The organism is Janthinobacterium longum, from assembly GCF_051380735.1.
Taxonomy (GTDB): Bacteria; Pseudomonadota; Gammaproteobacteria; order Burkholderiales; family Burkholderiaceae_D; genus Janthinobacterium.
Map to the genome: position 1 here is coordinate 23,444 of NZ_JBNYXQ010000004.1, position 17,473 is coordinate 40,916.

Here is a 17,473-nt window from a genome sequence, read left to right on the forward strand (position 1 = left end):
GCTCAGAAGCAGTGTTCCAGCGCCGGAAAGCTGCCATCCTTTACGGCTTTCACATAGCCGCTGACGGCGTCTTCGATGCTGGCCGCGCCTTCCATGAAGTTGCGCACGAAGCGTGCCTTGCGGCCCGGGAAGACGCCCAGCATGTCGTGCATGACCAGCACCTGGCCCGAGCAGTCGGGGCCTGCGCCGATGCCGATGGTTGGCACATGCAGCATCTCGGTCACTTCCTTGCCCAGCTGGGCCGGCATCGCTTCCATCAGCACGATGGCCGCGCCTGCGTTTTGCAGCGTCAGCGCGTCGTTCTTCAGCTGCCCGGCGCTTTCCGTGCTCTTGCCCTGCACTTTATAGCCGCCCAGCTGGTGCACCGATTGCGGCGTCAGGCCGATATGGGCGCAGACTGGAATCCCGCGTTCGCTCAGGAACCTGACGGTGTCGGCCAGCCAGGCGCCGCCTTCGAGCTTGACCATGTGCGCGCCGGCCTGCATCAGGATCACGGCGTTGGCATACGCCGTCTCGATGGTGCCATACGCGCCGAACGGCAGGTCGGCCACGATCATCGCGCTCTTGCTGCCGCGCGCCACCGACGCCGTGTGATAGGCCAGTTCGGCCACCGTCACGGGCAGGGTGGAGTTGTGGCCGTTGCAGACCATGCCCAGCGAATCGCCGATCAGCAAAATTTCCACGCCGCAGCGGTCCATCAGGGAGGCGAAGCTGGCGTCGTAGCAGGTCAGCATGGTGATTTTTTCACCGGCCGCGCGCAGGGCGGCCAGCGCATGGATGGTCACGGCCTTGCTGGCGACAGGCTTCGATGGCGCAGGGGCAGGCGCGCTGGCCTTTTCTTTGGCGGCCAGATCGGTTCCTTGCAAATATGCGGACATAGGTATTCTCTACAGTAAAAGGTTGACGGTAATGTCAGAGCTGGCTGATGGCCTGGTCGGCCACGCCTGCGAGGAAATCGCTGGCCGCGCCTTTGCCCGGCACGCTGATCGCAGGCGCCAGCGCCAGCAGCGGCACCAGCACGAAAGCGCGTTCGGTCAGGCGCGGGTGCGGCACGTTCAAGGTGGCGCTGGCGATCTGTTCTTCACCGTACAGCAGCAGGTCCAGGTCCAGCGTGCGCGGCGCGTTGCGATAGGGCCGCTCGCGGCCGTGTTGTGCTTCGATGGCGTGCAGCGCCAATAACAATTCTTCGGCCGGCAGGCTGGTGCTGATGCGTGCCACCGCATTGATATAGTCGTCGCCACTGGAGTCGATGGGGGCGGTGCGGTAGCTCGGTGAAGCGTCCAGCAGGGTGGCGCCCGGCAGGCACGCCAGGCGTGCAATGGCGTCCTGCACATTGGCGCGTGCGTCGCCGAGATTTGCGCCGATGCCGATATAAGCGGTGACCTGCGTCATGGTGTGTTATTGCTCGCCAGTGCTGCCGGTGACCGTGCCACCGCTCTTGCTGCGGGTGCTGCGGCGCGGCGGGCGTTTTTTCTTGACGGCGCCGGGCGCGGCATTGGCGCTGGCCAGCAGCTCCTCGCGCGTCTCTTCGTCGCCTTCGTAGAACGCAGTCCACCATACACCGATCTCGGAATCGATCTCGCCCGAGGCACAGCGCAGCAGCAGGAAGTCGTAGCCGGCACGAAAGCGCAGGTGCTCCAGCAATTTATGCGGCGCCTTGCCGACCCGGCGCTCAAAGCGCGGCTGCATCGACCAGATGTCGCGCATGTCCGAACCGATCTTGCGCTGCAGGGCCAGTTTTTCCGTTTGCGAATCGAGCACGTCGTCGGCCGCCAGGTGCAGCGCGGGTATCGTCGATTCGCCCGCGGCGCGGTAGGCGGTCCATTTTTCCAGCACCTGGTGCCACAGCAGGGATGCAAACAAAAAGCCCGGCGAGACGGTCTTGCCGGCAGCGATGCGCTGATCGGTGGCGTCCAGCGCCAGGGTGACGAATTTGGCGCCCAGCGGCTGCTCCAGCACCACGTCGAGCAGCGGCAGCAGGCCGTGATGCAGGCCTTCCTTGCGCAGCTGCTGCAGGCAGGCCAGTGCATGGCCGCTCATCAGCAGTTTCAACATTTCGTCGAATACGCGCGGCGCCGGCACATTGTTGATCAGCGGCGCCATCACGGCAATCGGTTCGGCCGTGTGCGGCTCGATGGTGAATTTCAGCTTGGCGGCAAAGCGCACCACGCGCAGCATGCGCACCGGGTCTTCGCGGTAGCGCTCTTCCGGCTTGCCGATCATGCGCAGTGTCTGCGCGCGGATATCTTCCACGCCGCCGTGGTAGTCCAGCACTTCCTGCGTGGCCGGGTTGTAGTACATGGCGTTGATGGTGAAATCGCGGCGCAGCGCGTCTTCGTGCTGCAGGCCAAAGGTGTTGTCGCGCAGGACGCGGCCGTGTTCGTCTTTTGGTGCCGAATCGGCGCCGGCGCCGCGGAAGGTCGTCACTTCCAGCAAGTCCTGGCCGAACATCACGTGCACGATCTGGAAGCGCTTGCCAATGATAAAGGCGCGCCGGAACAGCCGTTTGACCTGTTCGGGCGTGGCGTTGGTGGCGATGTCGAAGTCTTTCGGCTTGACGCCCAGCAGCAAGTCGCGCACGGCGCCGCCCACCACGAACGCCTCGAAGCCCGCTTCCTGCAGGCTGCTGGTGACGCGGATGGCGTTCGAGGTCACCAGTTTCGGATCGATTCCGTGTTGCGCAGGACCGAGCACGGTGGCTACCGTGGTGTCGCGCGCTGCCTCTTTTTTAACGCCGAGGATCTTGCGGATGAATTTTTTAATCATTGAATAAGTGGAGTGATGGCCAGCCGTGGAGGGATGCGTGTGCGCTCAAGGCAGCGTTGGGGTTGGTGGCGACCGGATGGGTCACTACCGACAGCAGGGGTATGTCGTTGTGCGAATCGCTGTAAAAATAGCTGCGTTCGAACTGGCCCAGTTGATGGCCCAGCTTTTCCAGCCAGGCATGGGTGTGGGTCAGCTTGCCGGCGCCCAGCGTCGGCGTGCCTATGAGTTTACCCGTGAGATTGCCGTCGGCGTCGTATTCGGGCATGGCGGCGATCAGGTGTTCCACACCCAGCGCGGCGGCAATCGGCTTGGTGACAAACTGGTTGGTGGCGGTGACGATGGCGATCAGGTCGCCCGCATCCTGGTGCTGTTTCAGCAGCGCCACGACTTCAGGGCGGATTGCCGGCAGCACCACTTCGGCCATGAATTGCGCATGCAGTTCGTCCAGGCGGGCGCGGGGAAACTGCGCCAGGTTACCGAGCGCGAACTCCAGGTATTCCACCGCGTCCAGGGTGCCGGCCTGGTATTGGGCAAAGAAGCCGTTATTGCGGCGGGTGAATTCGGTGGCGTCCACAACGCCGCTGCGGACCAGAAATTCGCCCCATTCGTGATCGGAGTCGATGGGCAGCAGGGTATGGTCGAGGTCAAACAGGGCCAGATTCATCATTCTTTCGCTTCCGCCTGCAACAACTCGCGCAACAAGGGCAAGGTGATCGGGCGTTGGGTTTCAAGGGAGTAGAGGTCGAGTGAGTCCAGCATCGTCGACAGCGAACGCATGTCGCGCCGGAAATGGGACAGCAGATAGGGTAACACGCCGGGCGACAAGGTCAAGCCACGGGTGGTGGCCGCCTGGGTCAGGGCGGCGATTTTTTCAGCGTCGGTCAGGCCGTGGATCTGGTAGATCAGGCCCCAGCCCATGCGCGTGCGCAAGTCTTCGCGCACCGGCAGCACCGCTGGCGGCACCGCGCCGCTGCACACCATATAGGCCTTGTTGGCGCGGATTTCATTGAACAGGGCAAACGCGTCGATCTGCGCCAGCGGCGACAGTTTTTCGCAGTCGTCGAGCAGATACAGGTCGACGTCAGGCGAATACACGAATTCGGACTCGATCGAAAACGGCGAAATATAGCGCGCGCGCTCGGTGCTGGCCAGCGCCTTGAGCAGATGGCTCTTGCCGGCGGCCAGCTCGCCCCACAGGTAGGCAAAATGTTCGCGTGAGGTGCGCGCGGCGAACTGGCGCATCAACTGCGCCACTTCGGCATTTTGCCCTACCTCGAAGGTATCGAGGCTGTGCGCCTGGTCTGTGCCTAGATCGAGCACCAGTTGTTTCATGGCGTACGCCTTGTCCTGTTTTTCATTACTGCGTATGCATCTTCGTTGTTGTCAGATTTGCATTAAAGAGAATTATAGTTAAGCATTATAGAAGCTGCTGGCGGCGTAGTGGCGTCTAAGATGCGTGAAAGCGCGCATCCGTGGCGGCCACGGCAGTGAAGTTTCCGATTTTGCGTTAAAAAAGGGCAGTTAATTACAAACTCAGGGGTCAGTTTGATAAAATAGCGTCTTGATCGACCGACTTGACCCCTCTATTTTACCGCCTCCGCTGCCACCACACCATGAACCAGACTTCTAATGTTTCCCTTTCCTACCGTGACGCTGGCGTCGATATCGACGCAGGCGACGCTCTAGTCGAAGCAATCAAGCCCTACGCCAAACGCACCATGCGCGAAGGCGTGATGGGCGGCCTGGGCGGTTTTGGCGCCATGTTTGAAATCAGCAAGAAGTACAAGGAGCCGGTGCTGGTCTCGGGCACCGACGGCGTGGGCACCAAATTGCGCCTGGCGTTCGAACTGAACCGCCATGACACGGTCGGCATCGACCTGGTCGCCATGAGCGTCAACGACATCCTGGTGCAAGGCGCCGAGCCGCTGTTCTTCCTCGACTACTTCGCTTGCGGCAAGCTCGATGTGGCGATTGCCACCGACGTCATCAAGGGCATCGCCCAGGGTTGCGAACAAGCCGGCTGCGCGCTGATCGGCGGCGAAACGGCGGAAATGCCAAGCATGTACCCGGCCGGCGAATACGACCTGGCCGGCTTTGCCGTTGGCGCGGTGGAAAAAGCCAATATCATCGACGGCACCAAAATCGCCCCGGGCGACGTGGTGCTGGGCCTGGCCTCGTCGGGCGTGCACTCGAACGGTTACTCGCTGGTGCGCAAGATCATCGAAGTGGCCAAACCGGACCTGGAAGGCGACTTCCACGGCCGCAAGCTGGCCGACGTGCTGATGCAGCCAACGCGCATCTACGTCAAGCCGCTGCTGGCGCTGATGGCCTCGATGGAAGTGAAGGGCATGGTGCACATCACCGGTGGTGGCCTGGTAGAAAACATTCCACGCGTGCTGCAGCCTGGCCTGGTCGCCGAGCTCGATTCCAAAGCGTGGACCATGCCACCGTTGTTTACCTGGCTGCAGCAGCACGGCGGCGTGGCCGACGCTGAAATGCACCGCGTGTTCAACTGCGGCATCGGCATGACGGTGATCGTGTCGGCCGAGAACGCCGCCGCCGCCATCGAACAACTGGAAGAAGCGGGCGAAATCGTCTACACCATCGGTAAAATCCGCGCCCGTAACGGCGACGAGCATCAGACCATCGTGATCTGAGTTTTTCCGCGTCACGAAAAAAGCAGGCCTTGTCTTTGATAAGCGCCTGCTTTTTTTACGCCTGGCCGGTTTACGGCTTGAGGATCTTTTCCACCTTGGCGCAGCGCAGCCGGAACGCATCGGGCATTTTCGAACCCAGTAGCGGGCGCAGATACAGCCGGAAGGCATCGGTCACATCGGTGCCGCTTTCACTGATGAATGCGTCTTCCATGGTGCGCGTCTTGCCGGCCACGTCCGTCAAGGGCAGCAGTTCGTAGTCGACCGAGTAGTAGCCGGTGCGCTTGATGGCAACCGAGCCGTCGCGGTCGCCCCACATCGCGTATTGCACGGCCTTTTCACCGACCTCGCGCGCTTCGCGCTGGTCGACGTCCGACACGCAGCCGATGAACGAGCGCTGCAGATAGCCGAAGGTGTCGCCACGCACGCGCTTGATGCCGAGTTTTTCCTTGATCTCGTCGCACAGCAGGTCGGCCAGCGCGCCGGTGCCGGACAATTGCACATTGCCGTGGGCGTCGCGCTCGACTTCTTTTGACAGCAGGCTGGCGATAGCCTCGCCCGACGCATCGTGGATACCTTCGGAAACGGCAATCACGCAGCGGCCATGTTTCTCGTACATCGCTTTGACATCGGCCAGGAACTGCTCCAGCACAAAGGTGCGCTCCGGCACGTAAATCAGGTGCGGGCCATCGTCGGGAAACTTCTTGCCCAGCGCCGAGGCAGCTGTCAGAAAGCCCGCGTGGCGCCCCATCACTACCCCCACATACACGCCGGGCAGGGCGGCGTTGTCGAGGTTGGCGCCGGCAAACGCCTGCGCCACGAAACGCGCGGCCGACGGAAAGCCCGGCGTATGGTCGCTGCCGACCAGGTCATTGTCGATGGTTTTCGGAATATGGATGCAGCGCAGCGGATAGCCGGCCTTGTGCGCCTCTTCGCTGACGATGCGCACGGTATCGGACGAGTCATTGCCGCCGATATAAAAGAAGTGTTCGATCTCGTGTGCGCGCAGCACCTCGAAGATTTGCTGGCAGTAGGCGATGTCGGGCTTGTCGCGCGTGGAACCGAGCGCCGACGAGGGCGTGGCCGCCACCAGTTCCAGGTTGTGGCTGGTTTCCTGCGTCAGGTCGATAAAGTCCTCGTTGAGAATGCCGCGCACGCCGTGCAGGGCGCCATACACGCGCGTGACGTGCTGGAAGCGCCGCGATTCCAGCACCACGCCCACCAGCGACTGGTTGATGACGGCAGTGGGGCCGCCACCTTGCGCAACAAGAATTTTTCCAGATGGCATGGTATTTCCTCGCAAGTGGTTCGGCCCTCCAGCCTACTCCTTTTTGGCGGCCGGGCTGTCTTTTCCGATATGCCGGTCGAGGAAGCGTTCGGCCCGGCTCCAGAAATCGACGCGGTTCTTCGGCAGCGACCAGCCGTGGCCTTCCTCTTCGTACACCATCCACTCGACATCGCGGTTATGTTCTTTCACGGCCGCGTAGAACTGCTTGCCGTGGTACAGCGGCACGCGCCGGTCCTGTGCGCCGTAGGCCAGCAGCAGCGGCTGCTTGATGCGCGCTGCCTGGGCGATCGGCGAAGTCGCCTTGAACTGGGCGGCGTCCTTCACCGGGTCGCCGATCAGCTCGGGCATGGCGTACTGTTTCCAGTCGTCGCTCAGGTCCGAGGCAAAGCTCCAGTGGCCCGTGTACATCAGGCCGATATCGGTCACGCCGACATAGTTGATGCCGCAGCGGTAGAGCTCGGGATCGTTGACCAGGCCCATCAGGGTGGCGTAGCCGCCGTAGCTGCCGCCGGCGATGCAGATGCGTTGGCCATCTGCCACACCCTGCGCAATCGCCCAGCGCGCGCCATCGGCGATATCGTCCTGCATTTTCAGGCCCCATTGCTTCCAGCCGGCGCGGAAATGTTTGCTGCCGAAGCCCGTGCTGCCGCGAAATTCCGGTTCCAGCACGGCGTAGCCGCGCGAGGCCAGAAACTGCACTTCGCCGTCCCACTGCCAGGAACTGCCGCGCACATACGGCCCACCATGCACCAGCACCACCATCGGCAGCTTCTTGCCGCTGCCGTGTTTCGGCACGGTCAGCCAGGCCGGTATCGTCAGGCCATCGCGCGCCTGGTAATGCACAAGTTGCTGCTTGCTCATCTGGTCGGGCTTGATGCGTGGCATGGCCGCACCGACTGGCGTCAGCTGTCCGGTGGCGCTGTTGAGAATGGCGTAGCTGGTCGGCTGAACATCCGCATACGAGCTCACCACCAGATAGGGCGCGGCGGCGTCTTTCGCCACTGAAATAATGTTGACGGTGTGCGGCAGCGCGCTGTCGATGCCGGCCTGGGTGGCCGCCATGGCCGGGTCGAACCAGCGGGTAGTGGTTTTGTCTGCCAGGTAGCGCACACCCAGCAGTTTGCCCTTGCCCACCAGCAAACTGCCGCTGAAATCATAGCCGGGCAGCGCCACCACGGGTTCGGGATCGATGCGGTTGGCGGCCAGGTCATAGGCGTGCAGGTTCAGTGTGTCGCCTTTCAATCGCGCGCTGACAAACAGGGTGCCGTCGGGGCCGAAGGCCAGCGCAGTAAACGCGTCATTGCCCTTCAGATTGGTATTGAATTGCGCCAACTGGCGCCAGGCACCGCTGGCCGGTTCGAGATACTGGATGGTCTCCACATTGCGTTCCCTGCTGACGGCGATGCGCGGTTCGCCGTCCTGGTCCAGCAGCCAGCGGCGCACCTTGCCCGGCGGCGTCACGGGCGTGCTGCGGCCCGTCAGCGTATCGAGGCGCAGCAAGGCGATATAGTCGACCTCGCCCGTGGCCGTGTAGACGGTGCTGCGCACATGGATGACGCTGGAATTTTGCGCACCGCGCTGGCCTGTCAGGTAAGTGTGCCAGGGCAGGGGCTTGTAGACCGAGGTCGACAGATTGGGTGCGAAGCCGCGTTCGGCCAGCTGGCGAAAATCGCTGCCGTCGCGGTTGACGGCGTACAGGCCAGGCGCATAGCGCAGCTCGCCCGGCGCGCTCTGGCGGTCGCGCGTGGCATACACCAGGCGCTGCGGATTGACCCATTCGATCTCGCCCACATCGACATCGTCAAATTGCGCAACGATCTTAATGCTGTTGTCCGCCAGCGTGACCACGGCCAGCCGCTCGCGCTGGTTCGGCCCCAGCACGCGCACGGCCAGGTGGCGCGCATCGGGCGACAGCAGGGCGCCGCTGAACTCGGGGTTGGCAAAGAAATCGGCCAGCGGCGGCGGCTTGGGTCCTTCCTGCGCAACAGCAGGAAGGGCGAATACGCAGAGAGCCGCGATGGTGGTGCGCAACAAGGAAAGCAAGGTCATGGTGTCGTTCCTTTGGCCGCAGCTGTGCCGATATTACGCTGCAAAAATGCCTCTACGCGGCGCCAGTAGTCGAAGCGGTTGACGGGCAGGGCCCAGCCATGGCCTTCGGTAGCGTATTCGACCCATTCCACCTGTGCATTGGTTTTCCTGACGGCGTCATAAAACTTGCGGCCATGCGGCAGCGGCACGCGCTGGTCGGCGCTGCCGTAGGCCAGCAGCAGCGGCTGGCGGATGCGCGCGGCCTGCTGCAGCGGCGAGGTGGCCTTGAACTGGGCAGCATCCTTGACGGGATCGCCCACCAGCAAGGGCATGCCGTACTTGCGGTAGTCCTGGGAAATGTCCGAGTAGCCGCCCCAGCTGCCGTCGCGCAGCAGGTCGATGTCGGTCACGCCGGCCATGTCGATGCCGCAGCGGTACAAGTCCGGATCGTTGATCAGGCCCATCAGTGCCGCATAGCCGCCATAGCTGGCGCCGGCGATGCAGATGCGTTGCGGATCGGCGATGCCCTGCTCGATCGCCCAGCGCGTGCCGTCGGCGATATCATCCTGCATCTTCAGGCCCCATTGTTTCCAGCCGGCCTTGAAATGCTGCTGGCCGTAGCCCGTGCTGCCGCGAAATTCCGGCTCCAGCACTACATAGCCGCGCGAGGCGAGGAACTGGCTTTCGGCATTCCAGTCCCAGGTATTGCGCACCCACGGCCCGCCGTGCACCAGCACCACCATCGGCCGCATTTTCGCTGGTCCCCTGGGGATGGTCAGCCAGGCGGGAATGTCGAGGCCATCGCGCGCCTTGTAATGGCGCAAGTCCTTGTTGGCCATTTGCGATGGCAGGATGGTGGGGTGGGCTCCGCCCAGCACGCTCAAGCTGCCCGTTTCGCTGTTGAACAGGCGGTAGATGGTGGGCGTGGTGTCGGAAAAACTGCGCACCAGGATGAACGGCGTGGCCGAACGCCAACCGGTGGACAGGCTGTTGACCGTCATCGGCAGCAGGGCGTTGACCTGCTTTTGTATCGCCTGCATTTTTTCATCGAGCCACTGCGTGGTTTGCGTATCGGCTTCATAGCGCAGGCCCAGCAGGCGACCTTCGGTGCCCAGCATTTCCGCGTGCACGTCAAAATCGGGCGAGGCGGCCAGGGGCGTGTCGCCGATGCGCTTGCCGGCCAGGTCGTAGCGGTACAGGGCCAGCTTGTCGCCGCCGCGCAGCGCATGCACGTACAGCGTGCCGTCGGGTGCGAAAAACGCCGGCTGGAAGACATTCTTGCCGCCGCCATAGGAACTGAACGTGGCCAGGGTTTGCCATGGCGCTGTCGCTGCGTCGCGATACAGGATGCTATCCTGGCCATTGCTGCGTACCTGCACGATGCGCAGCTCGCCTGCCTTGTCGAACAGCCAGTTGCGCGTGCCTGCCGGCTGGGTCACGGTCTTGTAGGTGCCGGTGCTGGTATTGAGGCGCAGCAAAGGTTCATCGACGATATTGCCCGGCTGGCTGAAATCAGGTTGCGTGACATAGACGTCGTCCGATTGCTGGTCGCCAATGCTCGACAATAAAAAGGTGTTCCACGGCAGCATCAGCAAGGCTCGCTTGTTTTGCAGCATATGGTTGCGCGTCACCAGTTGCCGGTAATTGCTGCCATCGGCATTGACGGCGTACAAGCCAGAGCCGTAGCGCTGTGCGCCCTGCGCCAGTTGCCGGTCTTCGAGGTCGAACACCAGGCGCTGGTCGTTGACCCAGCGGAAGGTATCGACATCGGCATCGCTGAAGTAGGCCACCACCTTGACTTGCATGCTGGCCAGGTCCAGCACAGCCAGGCGCACGCGCTGGCCTGGCGGCGCCACCCGCATGGCCAGGCGACGGCCATCCGGCGACAGGGTTGCGCCGCTGAAAGACTGGTTTTCAAAAAAGTGTTCGACGGGAATCCGAGCGGCCTGTGCGGCCATGTCGACTGGCGCGTCGGTGGTTTGCCGGGCCTGTAGCGGCGTCCACGCCAGGACCACGCAGGCCAGCAGCGCACAGCGTACATTCTTGTAGAACATGTTTCCCTTTTCAATAATTATCGCAGGGAAACATATTATCATTAAGATAAATTTCTTTCTACTCTAGCCGCCTTTATTGTGCAGCCGGCTTGCCTATGCTCCGCTGCAGCAATTTCTCGGCGGCGCCCAGCCGCGGCCTTCTGTTTGACGCGCTTATTCCGGTGCCCGTATATGGTCGACCATCCCGCTGCTGCGTTTGTTGGGTGCCGGTGTCAGCAGGCTGACCAGGATGGCCGTCGCCAGGCCGGCCGGCATGCCAAAGATGCCGGCGGCGATCGGCGCGATATGGAACCACTGGCCGCTTGGTCCGCCGCCCAGCAACGGGCTGGCCTGCAACATGTAGTACAGGCACACGCCAAAGCCGGCCAGCATGCCGGCCACGGCGCCATGGTGGTTGGCGCGTTTCCAGAACACGCCCAGCACCAGTGCCGGAAACAGGGTCGAGGCGGCCAGCGAAAAGGCGATGCCCACCAGCGACAGGATGTCGGCCGGCTTTTGCGAGGCCGCATAGGCGGCGATAAAGGCCACCGCCAGCAGCAGCAGTTTGGAAATCGTCACGCGCTTTTGCGTCGAGGCGGTCGGGTCGACTACCTTGTAATAGATGTCGTGCGACAGGCCGTTGGAAATGGCCAGCAGCAAGCCGTCTGCCGTCGACAGGGCGGCAGCCAGGCCGCCGGCCGCCACCAAGCCCGAAATTACATACGGCAGGCCGGCAATCTCGGGCGTGGCCAGCACCAGCACATCGGCGTCGATGGCGATCTCGGCCAGCTGCACCACGCCGTCGCGATTGACGTCGACGATGCTGATCAATGGGCTGAGCTTGTCGACATTGGCCCAGTACGACACCCACGTCGGCAAGTGCGCATATTGGGTGCCGACCAGGGCCGAGTAGATATCGTATTTGACCAGCACCGCCAGCGCCGGAATGGTCAGGTAAATGAGCAGGATAAAGAACAGGGTCCAGAATACCGAGACCCGGGTTTCATGCACCGACGGCGTGGTGTACGAGCGCATCAGGATATGCGGCAGGGCAGCCGTACCCAGCATCATGCAGAACACCAGGGCCAGGAAATTGTTGCGTTTGATATCGGATTGCGCGCGGTCGGGCGCGGGAAACGGCTGGGCATGCGGCGTGATCGGTTCGGCCCGTTTCAAATTCAGGGCCAGCGCCGACTGCCACGCGCTGCGCGCTTCTTCCGGGCTTTTCGGATAGGCGATCAGGGTGCGCTCGGCGCTGCGGATATCGAACAGCGAAGCGTTGCGCTTGCGCAGGATATCGAGCTGGCGCTGGGCCGCCAGCCGGCCCGCCTCCCACGAGGCCGGCAAGCCGTCCAGGTCGGCCTGGTAGTTGTGCGCGCGCTGGGCGTAGATGTCGCGCACTTCCTGCTCTTTCGGATCCTGGCCCAGCACCTGCTCGCGCGCGCTCAGCTGCGTCAGCACCTTGCCATAGGCGATCTGCGGCACCGGATTGTCGGCATGCTTGACTGACAGCCACATGGCGGGAATCAGGAAGGCGACCACGATGATGATGTATTGCGCCACTTGCGTCCAGGTAATGGCGCGCATGCCGCCCAGGAAAGAGCACACCAGGATGCTGGCCAGGCCGAGGAAAATGCCGACCGAAAAATCGACGCCTGTAAAGCGCGAGGCGATCAGGCCGACCGCGTAAATCTGCGCTACTACATAGATAAACGACACCACGATCGTGGCGGCCACGGCCAGCACGCGCACCGGCGCGCCACGGCCAGCAGGCCCGCCCGCATAGCGCGCCGCCAGGAAATCGGGAATCGTGTACTGGCCGAATTTGCGCAGATAGGGCGCGATCAGCAGCGACACCAGGCAATAGCCGCCGGTCCAGCCCATGATGAAGGCCAGGCCATCGAAACCGTTCAGGTACAGTCCGCCGGCCAGGCTGATGAAGCTGGCCGCCGAGATCCAGTCGGCGGCGGTGGCCATGCCGTTGAACAGGGCCGGCACGCGCCGCCCGGCCACATAGTATTCGGTGACGTTCGAGGTGCGGCTGATGACGCCGATGGTGGCGTACAGGGTGATGGTGGCGAACATGAACAGATAGCCTATCCATACGCGCGACATGCCCTCCTGTTCCAGTACCGTCAAGGCCAGCAAAAAAGCGGCAAAGCCGGCCGCAAACAGCAGGTAATAGCGCGCCAGACGCTTGAACAGGCTGCGTGGCGCGCTCATGGCAATGTCCCGGCCTGGCATTGCTGGTCCAGCCGGCGCATGCGCCAGGCATAGCAGCCGATGATGGCCAGATACACCAAAGATGCACCCTGGGCCGCCATGTAAAACGGCAGTGGCCAGCCGAACAGGTGCAAATGCAGCAGTTCACGCGCGTAAAACACGGTCAGAAATCCTGTCAGCAGCCATACCAGCAGCAGCACCGCCGTCAATCGTTGCGTGGCTTGCCAGTGTGCGGCGCGGCGCGCCAGCAGGCTGGGGCTGGGCGCTGGCTTGGCCTTATCCATAGGTAATCTCGTCCTCGAGCGGTGGTTCCGGCGGCAGCAGCGCAAACGTCAGGCGCAGCAGGGTGCCTGGCAACTTAGGCGTGTGTGCGCGCGGATTGTGAAAAATGTCGACTTCGGCGCCATGTTGCTGGGCAATTTCGCGCACGATGGCCAGACCCAGGCCGCTGCCGTCGACATTGCTGCCAAGAATGCGATAAAAGCGTTCGAACACGTGGCTGCGTTCTGCCTGGGGAATGCCGGGTCCGGTATCTTCCACTTCCAGGATCGCCTGCTCGGCCGTGCTGCGTACGCGCACCGTCACGCTGCCGCCCGCCGGTGTATAGCGCAGTGCGTTGTCGATCAGGTTGCCCAGCAGTTCGCGCAGCATCATGGGATTGCCGGAAATCATCACCGGCTCTGTTGCCTGTTCGAAGCCCAGGTCGATCTGCTGGGCAAACGAGGCTTGCACCCAGTCCTGCACCACGGTGCGCGCCAGCTCGCTCAGTTCCAGCGGTGCGAAAGCCGTGCCCGCCTGCGGCTGGTTTTCCGCGCGCGCCAGGGCCAGCAGCTGGTTCACCAGGCGCGTAGCCGCTTCCGAGCTTTTTGCCAGTTGCTGCAAGGAGCGGTGGATCTCGTCCTGGTCGGTCTGTCGCAAGGCCAGCTCGGACTGCATGCGCATGCCGGCCAGCGGCGTTTTCATCTGGTGCGCGGCGTCGGCGATAAAGCGCTTCTGCATCTCGATCGACAGCGACAGGCGTGACAGCATGTCGTTGAGCGAACCGACCAGCGGCGTGATTTCTTCGGGTACCTGGCTTGAATCGATAGGCGACAGGTCGTCGGGCGGACGGGCCCGTATGCGTTCCTGCAGTTGCGCCAGCGGCGACAAGCCACGCGACAGCGCAAACCAGACCAGCGCCAGGATGATGGGCAAAATAATGAATTGCGGCAAAATCACGCCCTTGATGATTTCGTTGGCCAGCTGAGCCCGTTTTTCCAGGGTTTCGGCCACTTGCACCAGCGCACGCTCGCCATCGTCGCCGTCGGGCGTGTCGATATACGAAAACGCCACGCGCACCGGCGTGCCATGCACGGCGTCATTGCGAAACAGTACCGTGCCGCTACGGTAGCGTTCGGCATCCTGCGGCGGCGGCAAGTCACGGTCGCCGGCCAGGTAGCGGCCCTGCTGGTCGAGCAGCAGGTAGTACACGGCGTCGGCATCGTCGCCGCGCAGCGCCTCGCGCGCTTTGTCTCCTGTGCGGCCGGGCAACTTGCCGCCGGTTTGCGCACCATGGGTTTGCACGAGATCGGTTTGCTTGGCTTGCTGCACCAGCATGGTGACGCTGTCTTCCAGCGCATGGTCGAAGGGCTGGTTGGCGATGCCCTTGGCCACCAGGTAGGTGATGGCGATGCTCATCGGCCACAGCAGCAGCAGCGGCGCCAGCATCCAGTCGAGGATTTCGCCGAACAGCGAATGCTGGATGGTTTCATCTTGCTCGCTGGTGGGCGGCTCGTACCAGTCGTCTTCGGCCAGCTCTTCGGCTGGCGCTGTACCGGACTTCACTTGCCAGCGTCCAGCGGCACGCGCGCTTCCGTGTATTTTTCCAGGCAGTAACCCAGGCCGCGCACGGTGGCGATGCGCACGCCGCCCACCTCGATCTTCTTGCGCAGGCGGTGGACATACACCTCGATGGCGTTGTTCGACACTTCCTCTCCCCATTCGCACAGGTGGTCGACCAGCTGTTCTTTCGACACCAGCCGGCCGGTGCGGCCCAGCAGGATTTCCAGCAGGCCCAGTTCGCGCGCGGACAGGTCAATCATCTGCTCGTTGAGATACGCGCTGCGCCCGACTTGGTCATAGCTGAGCGGACCATGCCTGATGACAGTGGCGCCGCCACCGGCGCCGCGGCGGGTCAGGGCGCGCACTCTTGCCTCCAGTTCGGACAAGGCGAAGGGCTTGGCCATATAATCATCGGCACCGAGATCGAGACCGTTGACGCGTTGCTCGATGGAATCGGCGGCCGTCAGGATCAGCACCGGCAGCAGCGAGGCACGCGCGCGCAGGCGCCGCAGTACTTCCAGGCCGCTCAGTTTGGGCAGGCCCAGGTCGAGTATCAGCAGGTCGAATTCCTGGGTGGACAGGGCTGTATCGGCTTCCTGGCCATTCTTGACGCAGTCGATGGCATAGCCAGACTGGCGCAGCGAACGGGTCAGCCCGTCGGCCAGCACGCTGTCATCTTCGGCAAGTAAAATACGCATGGCAGATTCCTAAGCTTGCGACATCAGAAGTGTGTATTGTGTTTCATTTTGCGCAAGGTGGCGAATATTTATGAAAAACCCGTCTTGTAATGATCTGTTTCAATTCAAATGCACGTTCCGCTTGCATTAAGCACTGTTTTTTTATACAGTAGTGTCTGTGATGAATTTGATGCATTAACCCTATTTACCCACGCGCCAGTTCGGGCTGAAAGAACAAAATGGACGATAAAAGAGCTGTAGTACCCGCATCGGAAAAAGCCAAGGCGCTGGCCGCCGCGCTGGCGCAGATCGAGAAGCAGTTTGGCAAAGGTTCGGTCATGCGCATGGATGCCAGCGCACCGATCGAAGAAGTGCAAGTCGTGTCGACCGGTTCGCTCGGCCTCGATATCGCGCTGGGCGTGGGCGGCTTGCCGCGCGGCCGCGTGGTGGAAATCTACGGTCCTGAATCGTCGGGTAAAACCACGCTGACGCTGCAAACCATCGCCGAAATGCAAAAACTGGGCGGCACTTGCGCCTTTATCGATGCCGAGCACGCGCTTGACGTCGGCTACGCACAGAAGCTGGGCGTGAACCTGCATGAACTGCTGATCTCGCAACCGGACACGGGCGAACAGGCGCTGGAAATCTGCGACGCCCTCGTGCGTTCGGGCAGCGTCGACCTGGTGGTGATCGACTCGGTGGCGGCCCTGACGCCACGCGCCGAGATCGAAGGCGACATGGGCGATTCGCTGCCAGGCCTGCAAGCGCGTTTGATGTCGCAGGCGCTGCGCAAGCTGACCGGCTCGATCAACCGCACCAATACCCTGGTCATCTTCATCAACCAGATCCGCATGAAGATCGGCGTGATGTTCGGTAGCCCGGAAACCACCACCGGCGGCAATGCGCTGAAATTCTACGCTTCCGTGCGCCTTGATATCCGCCGCACCGGCTCGATCAAGTCGGGTGACGAAGTGATCGGCAACGAAACCAAGGTCAAGGTCGTCAAGAACAAGATCGCGCCACCGTTCAAGGAAGCGCACTTCGACATCCTGTACGGCGCAGGCACCTCGCGCGAAGGCGAGATCCTGGACCTCGGTTCGGACGCGAAAATCGTCGAGAAATCCGGTTCGTGGTACAGCTACAACGGCGAACGCATCGGCCAGGGCAAGGACAACGCCCGCGCTTTCCTGCAAGAGCGCCCGGCGCTGGCGCGTGAAATCGAAAACAAGGTACGCGCTTCGCTGGGCGTGCGCGAACTGCCACCGCTGGCAGGCGAAAAGCCTGAAAAAGCCGATAAAGCCGCCGAGAAGGCTGCCAAGGCTGCGGAAGCCAAAGCTGCTGAATAAAGTGGCCTGGTAAAGAGTAAAGCGGCTTGCCGCAAGGTAGGACCATGATCGCCGTCCCGCGCTGTTGCGCCGGGCGGCGATTGTGTTTGCATCGCAGTAACAGTTCAATCAGAAACAAGGTGAGGATATGGCCAGAGTGCAATTAAGCCTGAAGGGCAGGGCCTTGCGCTTTCTGTCGATGCGCGAACACAGCCGTATGGAATTGCGCCGCAAGCTGCAGCGCCATGCGCAGGAAGACGACGATGTGGAAGCCTTGCTCGACAGCCTGGAACAAGCCAACTGGCTGTCGCAGGAGCGCTTTTCCGAATCGCTGATTCACCGCCGCTCGGCCCGCTTCGGCAACAGCCGCATCATGGCCGAGTTGCAAAGTCACGGCATACAGGGCGAGGCGCTGCAGGAACTCAAGGCCGGCCTGGCCGAAGGCGAAACCGAACGTGCCTGCGAGGTGTGGCGCCGCAAGTTCGGCACTGTCGCGGTGGACGCCGAACAGCGCAACAAGCAGATGCGTTTCCTGATGCAGCGCGGCTTTTCGCAGCGCGCCGTGCAGGTGGCAATCAAGGGGCTCGAGCCCGACGACGATCAATAATTGTTAACTTGCAGGCAAGGATCAGTTATTCTGCCCACAGACGGTGGCGCA

General features: G+C 62.4%; 15 protein-coding genes. 3 read left to right on the plus strand and 12 right to left on the minus strand.

The genetic code is table 11. The features are described 5' to 3' along the window. Positions 1-2: 2 nt before the first annotated feature. The 5 genes from panB to hda are packed head-to-tail and all read right to left on the minus strand — an operon-like array spanning position 3 to position 4,098. Positions 3-878 (minus strand): 3-methyl-2-oxobutanoate hydroxymethyltransferase, encoded by an 876-nt coding sequence (gene panB, locus ACQ4WM_RS12850; RefSeq protein ID WP_436547062.1) that lies wholly within the window; start codon positions 876-878, stop codon positions 3-5. Between the two features lie 34 nt (positions 879-912). Then, entirely contained in the window at positions 913-1,392 is a 480-nt protein-coding gene (gene folK, locus ACQ4WM_RS12855; protein ID WP_436547063.1) for a 2-amino-4-hydroxy-6-hydroxymethyldihydropteridine diphosphokinase, read from the minus strand. 6 nt (positions 1,393-1,398) lie between these two features. Further along, positions 1,399-2,766, minus strand: coding sequence for a polynucleotide adenylyltransferase PcnB (gene pcnB, locus ACQ4WM_RS12860; protein ID WP_436547064.1), 1,368 nt, complete (start codon positions 2,764-2,766; stop codon positions 1,399-1,401). Further along, positions 2,759-3,430: a histidinol-phosphatase gene (locus ACQ4WM_RS12865; RefSeq protein WP_436547361.1), complete on the minus strand. Its 672-nt coding sequence runs from the start codon at positions 3,428-3,430 to the stop codon at positions 2,759-2,761. The genes pcnB and ACQ4WM_RS12865 overlap by 8 nt, the downstream gene beginning before the upstream one ends. Beyond that, complete coding sequence (gene hda / locus ACQ4WM_RS12870; protein ID WP_436547065.1) at positions 3,430-4,098, minus strand: DnaA regulatory inactivator Hda; 669 nt, start codon at positions 4,096-4,098, stop codon at positions 3,430-3,432. The genes ACQ4WM_RS12865 and hda overlap by 1 nt, the downstream gene beginning before the upstream one ends. Positions 4,099-4,379: 281 nt before the next feature. Here hda and purM point away from each other — a divergent pair, with 281 nt between their 5' ends. Next, entirely contained in the window at positions 4,380-5,423 is a 1,044-nt protein-coding gene (purM, locus tag ACQ4WM_RS12875; RefSeq protein ID WP_436547066.1) for a phosphoribosylformylglycinamidine cyclo-ligase, read from the plus strand. A gap of 70 nt (positions 5,424-5,493) precedes the next feature. Here the strand turns inward: purM and ACQ4WM_RS12880 are convergent, their stop codons facing one another. The 7 genes from ACQ4WM_RS12880 to ACQ4WM_RS12910 all read right to left on the minus strand — a co-directional run bounded on the left by ACQ4WM_RS12880 (position 5,494) and on the right by ACQ4WM_RS12910 (position 15,511). Next, a complete protein-coding gene (locus ACQ4WM_RS12880) occupies positions 5,494-6,708 on the minus strand; it encodes a 6-phosphofructokinase (protein WP_436547067.1) in 1,215 nt (404 codons plus the stop codon). Positions 6,709-6,741: 33 nt separating this feature from the next. Beyond that, positions 6,742-8,757, minus strand: a complete 2,016-nt coding sequence (locus ACQ4WM_RS12885; RefSeq protein ID WP_436547068.1) for an alpha/beta hydrolase family protein — start codon at positions 8,755-8,757, stop codon at positions 6,742-6,744. Further along, positions 8,754-10,790 carry an alpha/beta hydrolase family protein gene (locus ACQ4WM_RS12890; RefSeq protein WP_436547069.1) on the minus strand — a complete coding sequence of 679 codons (2,037 nt, stop codon included), beginning with the start codon at positions 10,788-10,790 and terminating at the stop codon, positions 8,754-8,756. The genes ACQ4WM_RS12885 and ACQ4WM_RS12890 overlap by 4 nt, the downstream gene beginning before the upstream one ends. Positions 10,791-10,943: 153 nt before the next feature. Beyond that, positions 10,944-12,992 carry a sodium:solute symporter family protein gene (locus ACQ4WM_RS12895; RefSeq protein WP_436547070.1) on the minus strand — a complete coding sequence of 683 codons (2,049 nt, stop codon included), beginning with the start codon at positions 12,990-12,992 and terminating at the stop codon, positions 10,944-10,946. Then, on the minus strand, positions 12,989-13,276 hold the full coding sequence (locus tag ACQ4WM_RS12900) for a DUF4212 domain-containing protein (RefSeq protein ID WP_436547071.1): 288 nt from the start codon (positions 13,274-13,276) through the stop codon (positions 12,989-12,991). Before ACQ4WM_RS12900 ends, ACQ4WM_RS12895 begins: the two co-directional genes overlap by 4 nt. Beyond that, positions 13,269-14,816 (minus strand): sensor histidine kinase N-terminal domain-containing protein, encoded by a 1,548-nt coding sequence (locus ACQ4WM_RS12905; protein ID WP_436547072.1) that lies wholly within the window; start codon positions 14,814-14,816, stop codon positions 13,269-13,271. The genes ACQ4WM_RS12900 and ACQ4WM_RS12905 overlap by 8 nt, the downstream gene beginning before the upstream one ends. After that, entirely contained in the window at positions 14,813-15,511 is a 699-nt protein-coding gene (locus ACQ4WM_RS12910) for a response regulator (protein WP_436547073.1), read from the minus strand. The genes ACQ4WM_RS12905 and ACQ4WM_RS12910 overlap by 4 nt, the downstream gene beginning before the upstream one ends. Before the next feature lie 218 nt (positions 15,512-15,729). On the opposite strand from ACQ4WM_RS12910, the gene recA reads away from it, so the two are divergent. Together recA and recX are read left to right on the plus strand one after the other, a co-directional pair. Continuing rightward, positions 15,730-16,836 (plus strand): recombinase RecA, encoded by a 1,107-nt coding sequence (gene recA / locus ACQ4WM_RS12915; RefSeq protein ID WP_436547074.1) that lies wholly within the window; start codon positions 15,730-15,732, stop codon positions 16,834-16,836. A gap of 127 nt (positions 16,837-16,963) precedes the next feature. Then, positions 16,964-17,422 (plus strand): recombination regulator RecX, encoded by a 459-nt coding sequence (gene recX / locus ACQ4WM_RS12920; protein WP_436547075.1) that lies wholly within the window; start codon positions 16,964-16,966, stop codon positions 17,420-17,422. The last annotated feature ends 51 nt before the right edge of the window (positions 17,423-17,473 follow it).

What these genes read in the sequence shown, in the direction of transcription:
- recA (WP_436547074.1), top strand. Translation starts at nt 15,730, where the DNA reads ATGGACGATAAAAGAGCTGTAGTACCCGCATCGGAAAAAGCCAAGGCG.
- ACQ4WM_RS12910 (WP_436547073.1), bottom strand. Translation starts at nt 15,511, where the DNA reads ATGCGTATTTTACTTGCCGAAGATGACAGCGTGCTGGCCGACGGGCTG.
- ACQ4WM_RS12895 (WP_436547070.1), bottom strand. Translation starts at nt 12,992, where the DNA reads ATGAGCGCGCCACGCAGCCTGTTCAAGCGTCTGGCGCGCTATTACCTG.
- pcnB (WP_436547064.1), bottom strand. Translation starts at nt 2,766, where the DNA reads ATGATTAAAAAATTCATCCGCAAGATCCTCGGCGTTAAAAAAGAGGCA.
- recX (WP_436547075.1), top strand. Translation starts at nt 16,964, where the DNA reads ATGGCCAGAGTGCAATTAAGCCTGAAGGGCAGGGCCTTGCGCTTTCTG.
- hda (WP_436547065.1), bottom strand. Translation starts at nt 4,098, where the DNA reads ATGAAACAACTGGTGCTCGATCTAGGCACAGACCAGGCGCACAGCCTC.
- ACQ4WM_RS12890 (WP_436547069.1), bottom strand. Translation starts at nt 10,790, where the DNA reads ATGTTCTACAAGAATGTACGCTGTGCGCTGCTGGCCTGCGTGGTCCTG.
- panB (WP_436547062.1), bottom strand. Translation starts at nt 878, where the DNA reads ATGTCCGCATATTTGCAAGGAACCGATCTGGCCGCCAAAGAAAAGGCC.
- ACQ4WM_RS12885 (WP_436547068.1), bottom strand. Translation starts at nt 8,757, where the DNA reads ATGACCTTGCTTTCCTTGTTGCGCACCACCATCGCGGCTCTCTGCGTA.
- ACQ4WM_RS12900 (WP_436547071.1), bottom strand. Translation starts at nt 13,276, where the DNA reads ATGGATAAGGCCAAGCCAGCGCCCAGCCCCAGCCTGCTGGCGCGCCGC.
- ACQ4WM_RS12865 (WP_436547361.1), bottom strand. Translation starts at nt 3,430, where the DNA reads ATGAATCTGGCCCTGTTTGACCTCGACCATACCCTGCTGCCCATCGAC.
- purM (WP_436547066.1), top strand. Translation starts at nt 4,380, where the DNA reads ATGAACCAGACTTCTAATGTTTCCCTTTCCTACCGTGACGCTGGCGTC.
- ACQ4WM_RS12880 (WP_436547067.1), bottom strand. Translation starts at nt 6,708, where the DNA reads ATGCCATCTGGAAAAATTCTTGTTGCGCAAGGTGGCGGCCCCACTGCC.
- folK (WP_436547063.1), bottom strand. Translation starts at nt 1,392, where the DNA reads ATGACGCAGGTCACCGCTTATATCGGCATCGGCGCAAATCTCGGCGAC.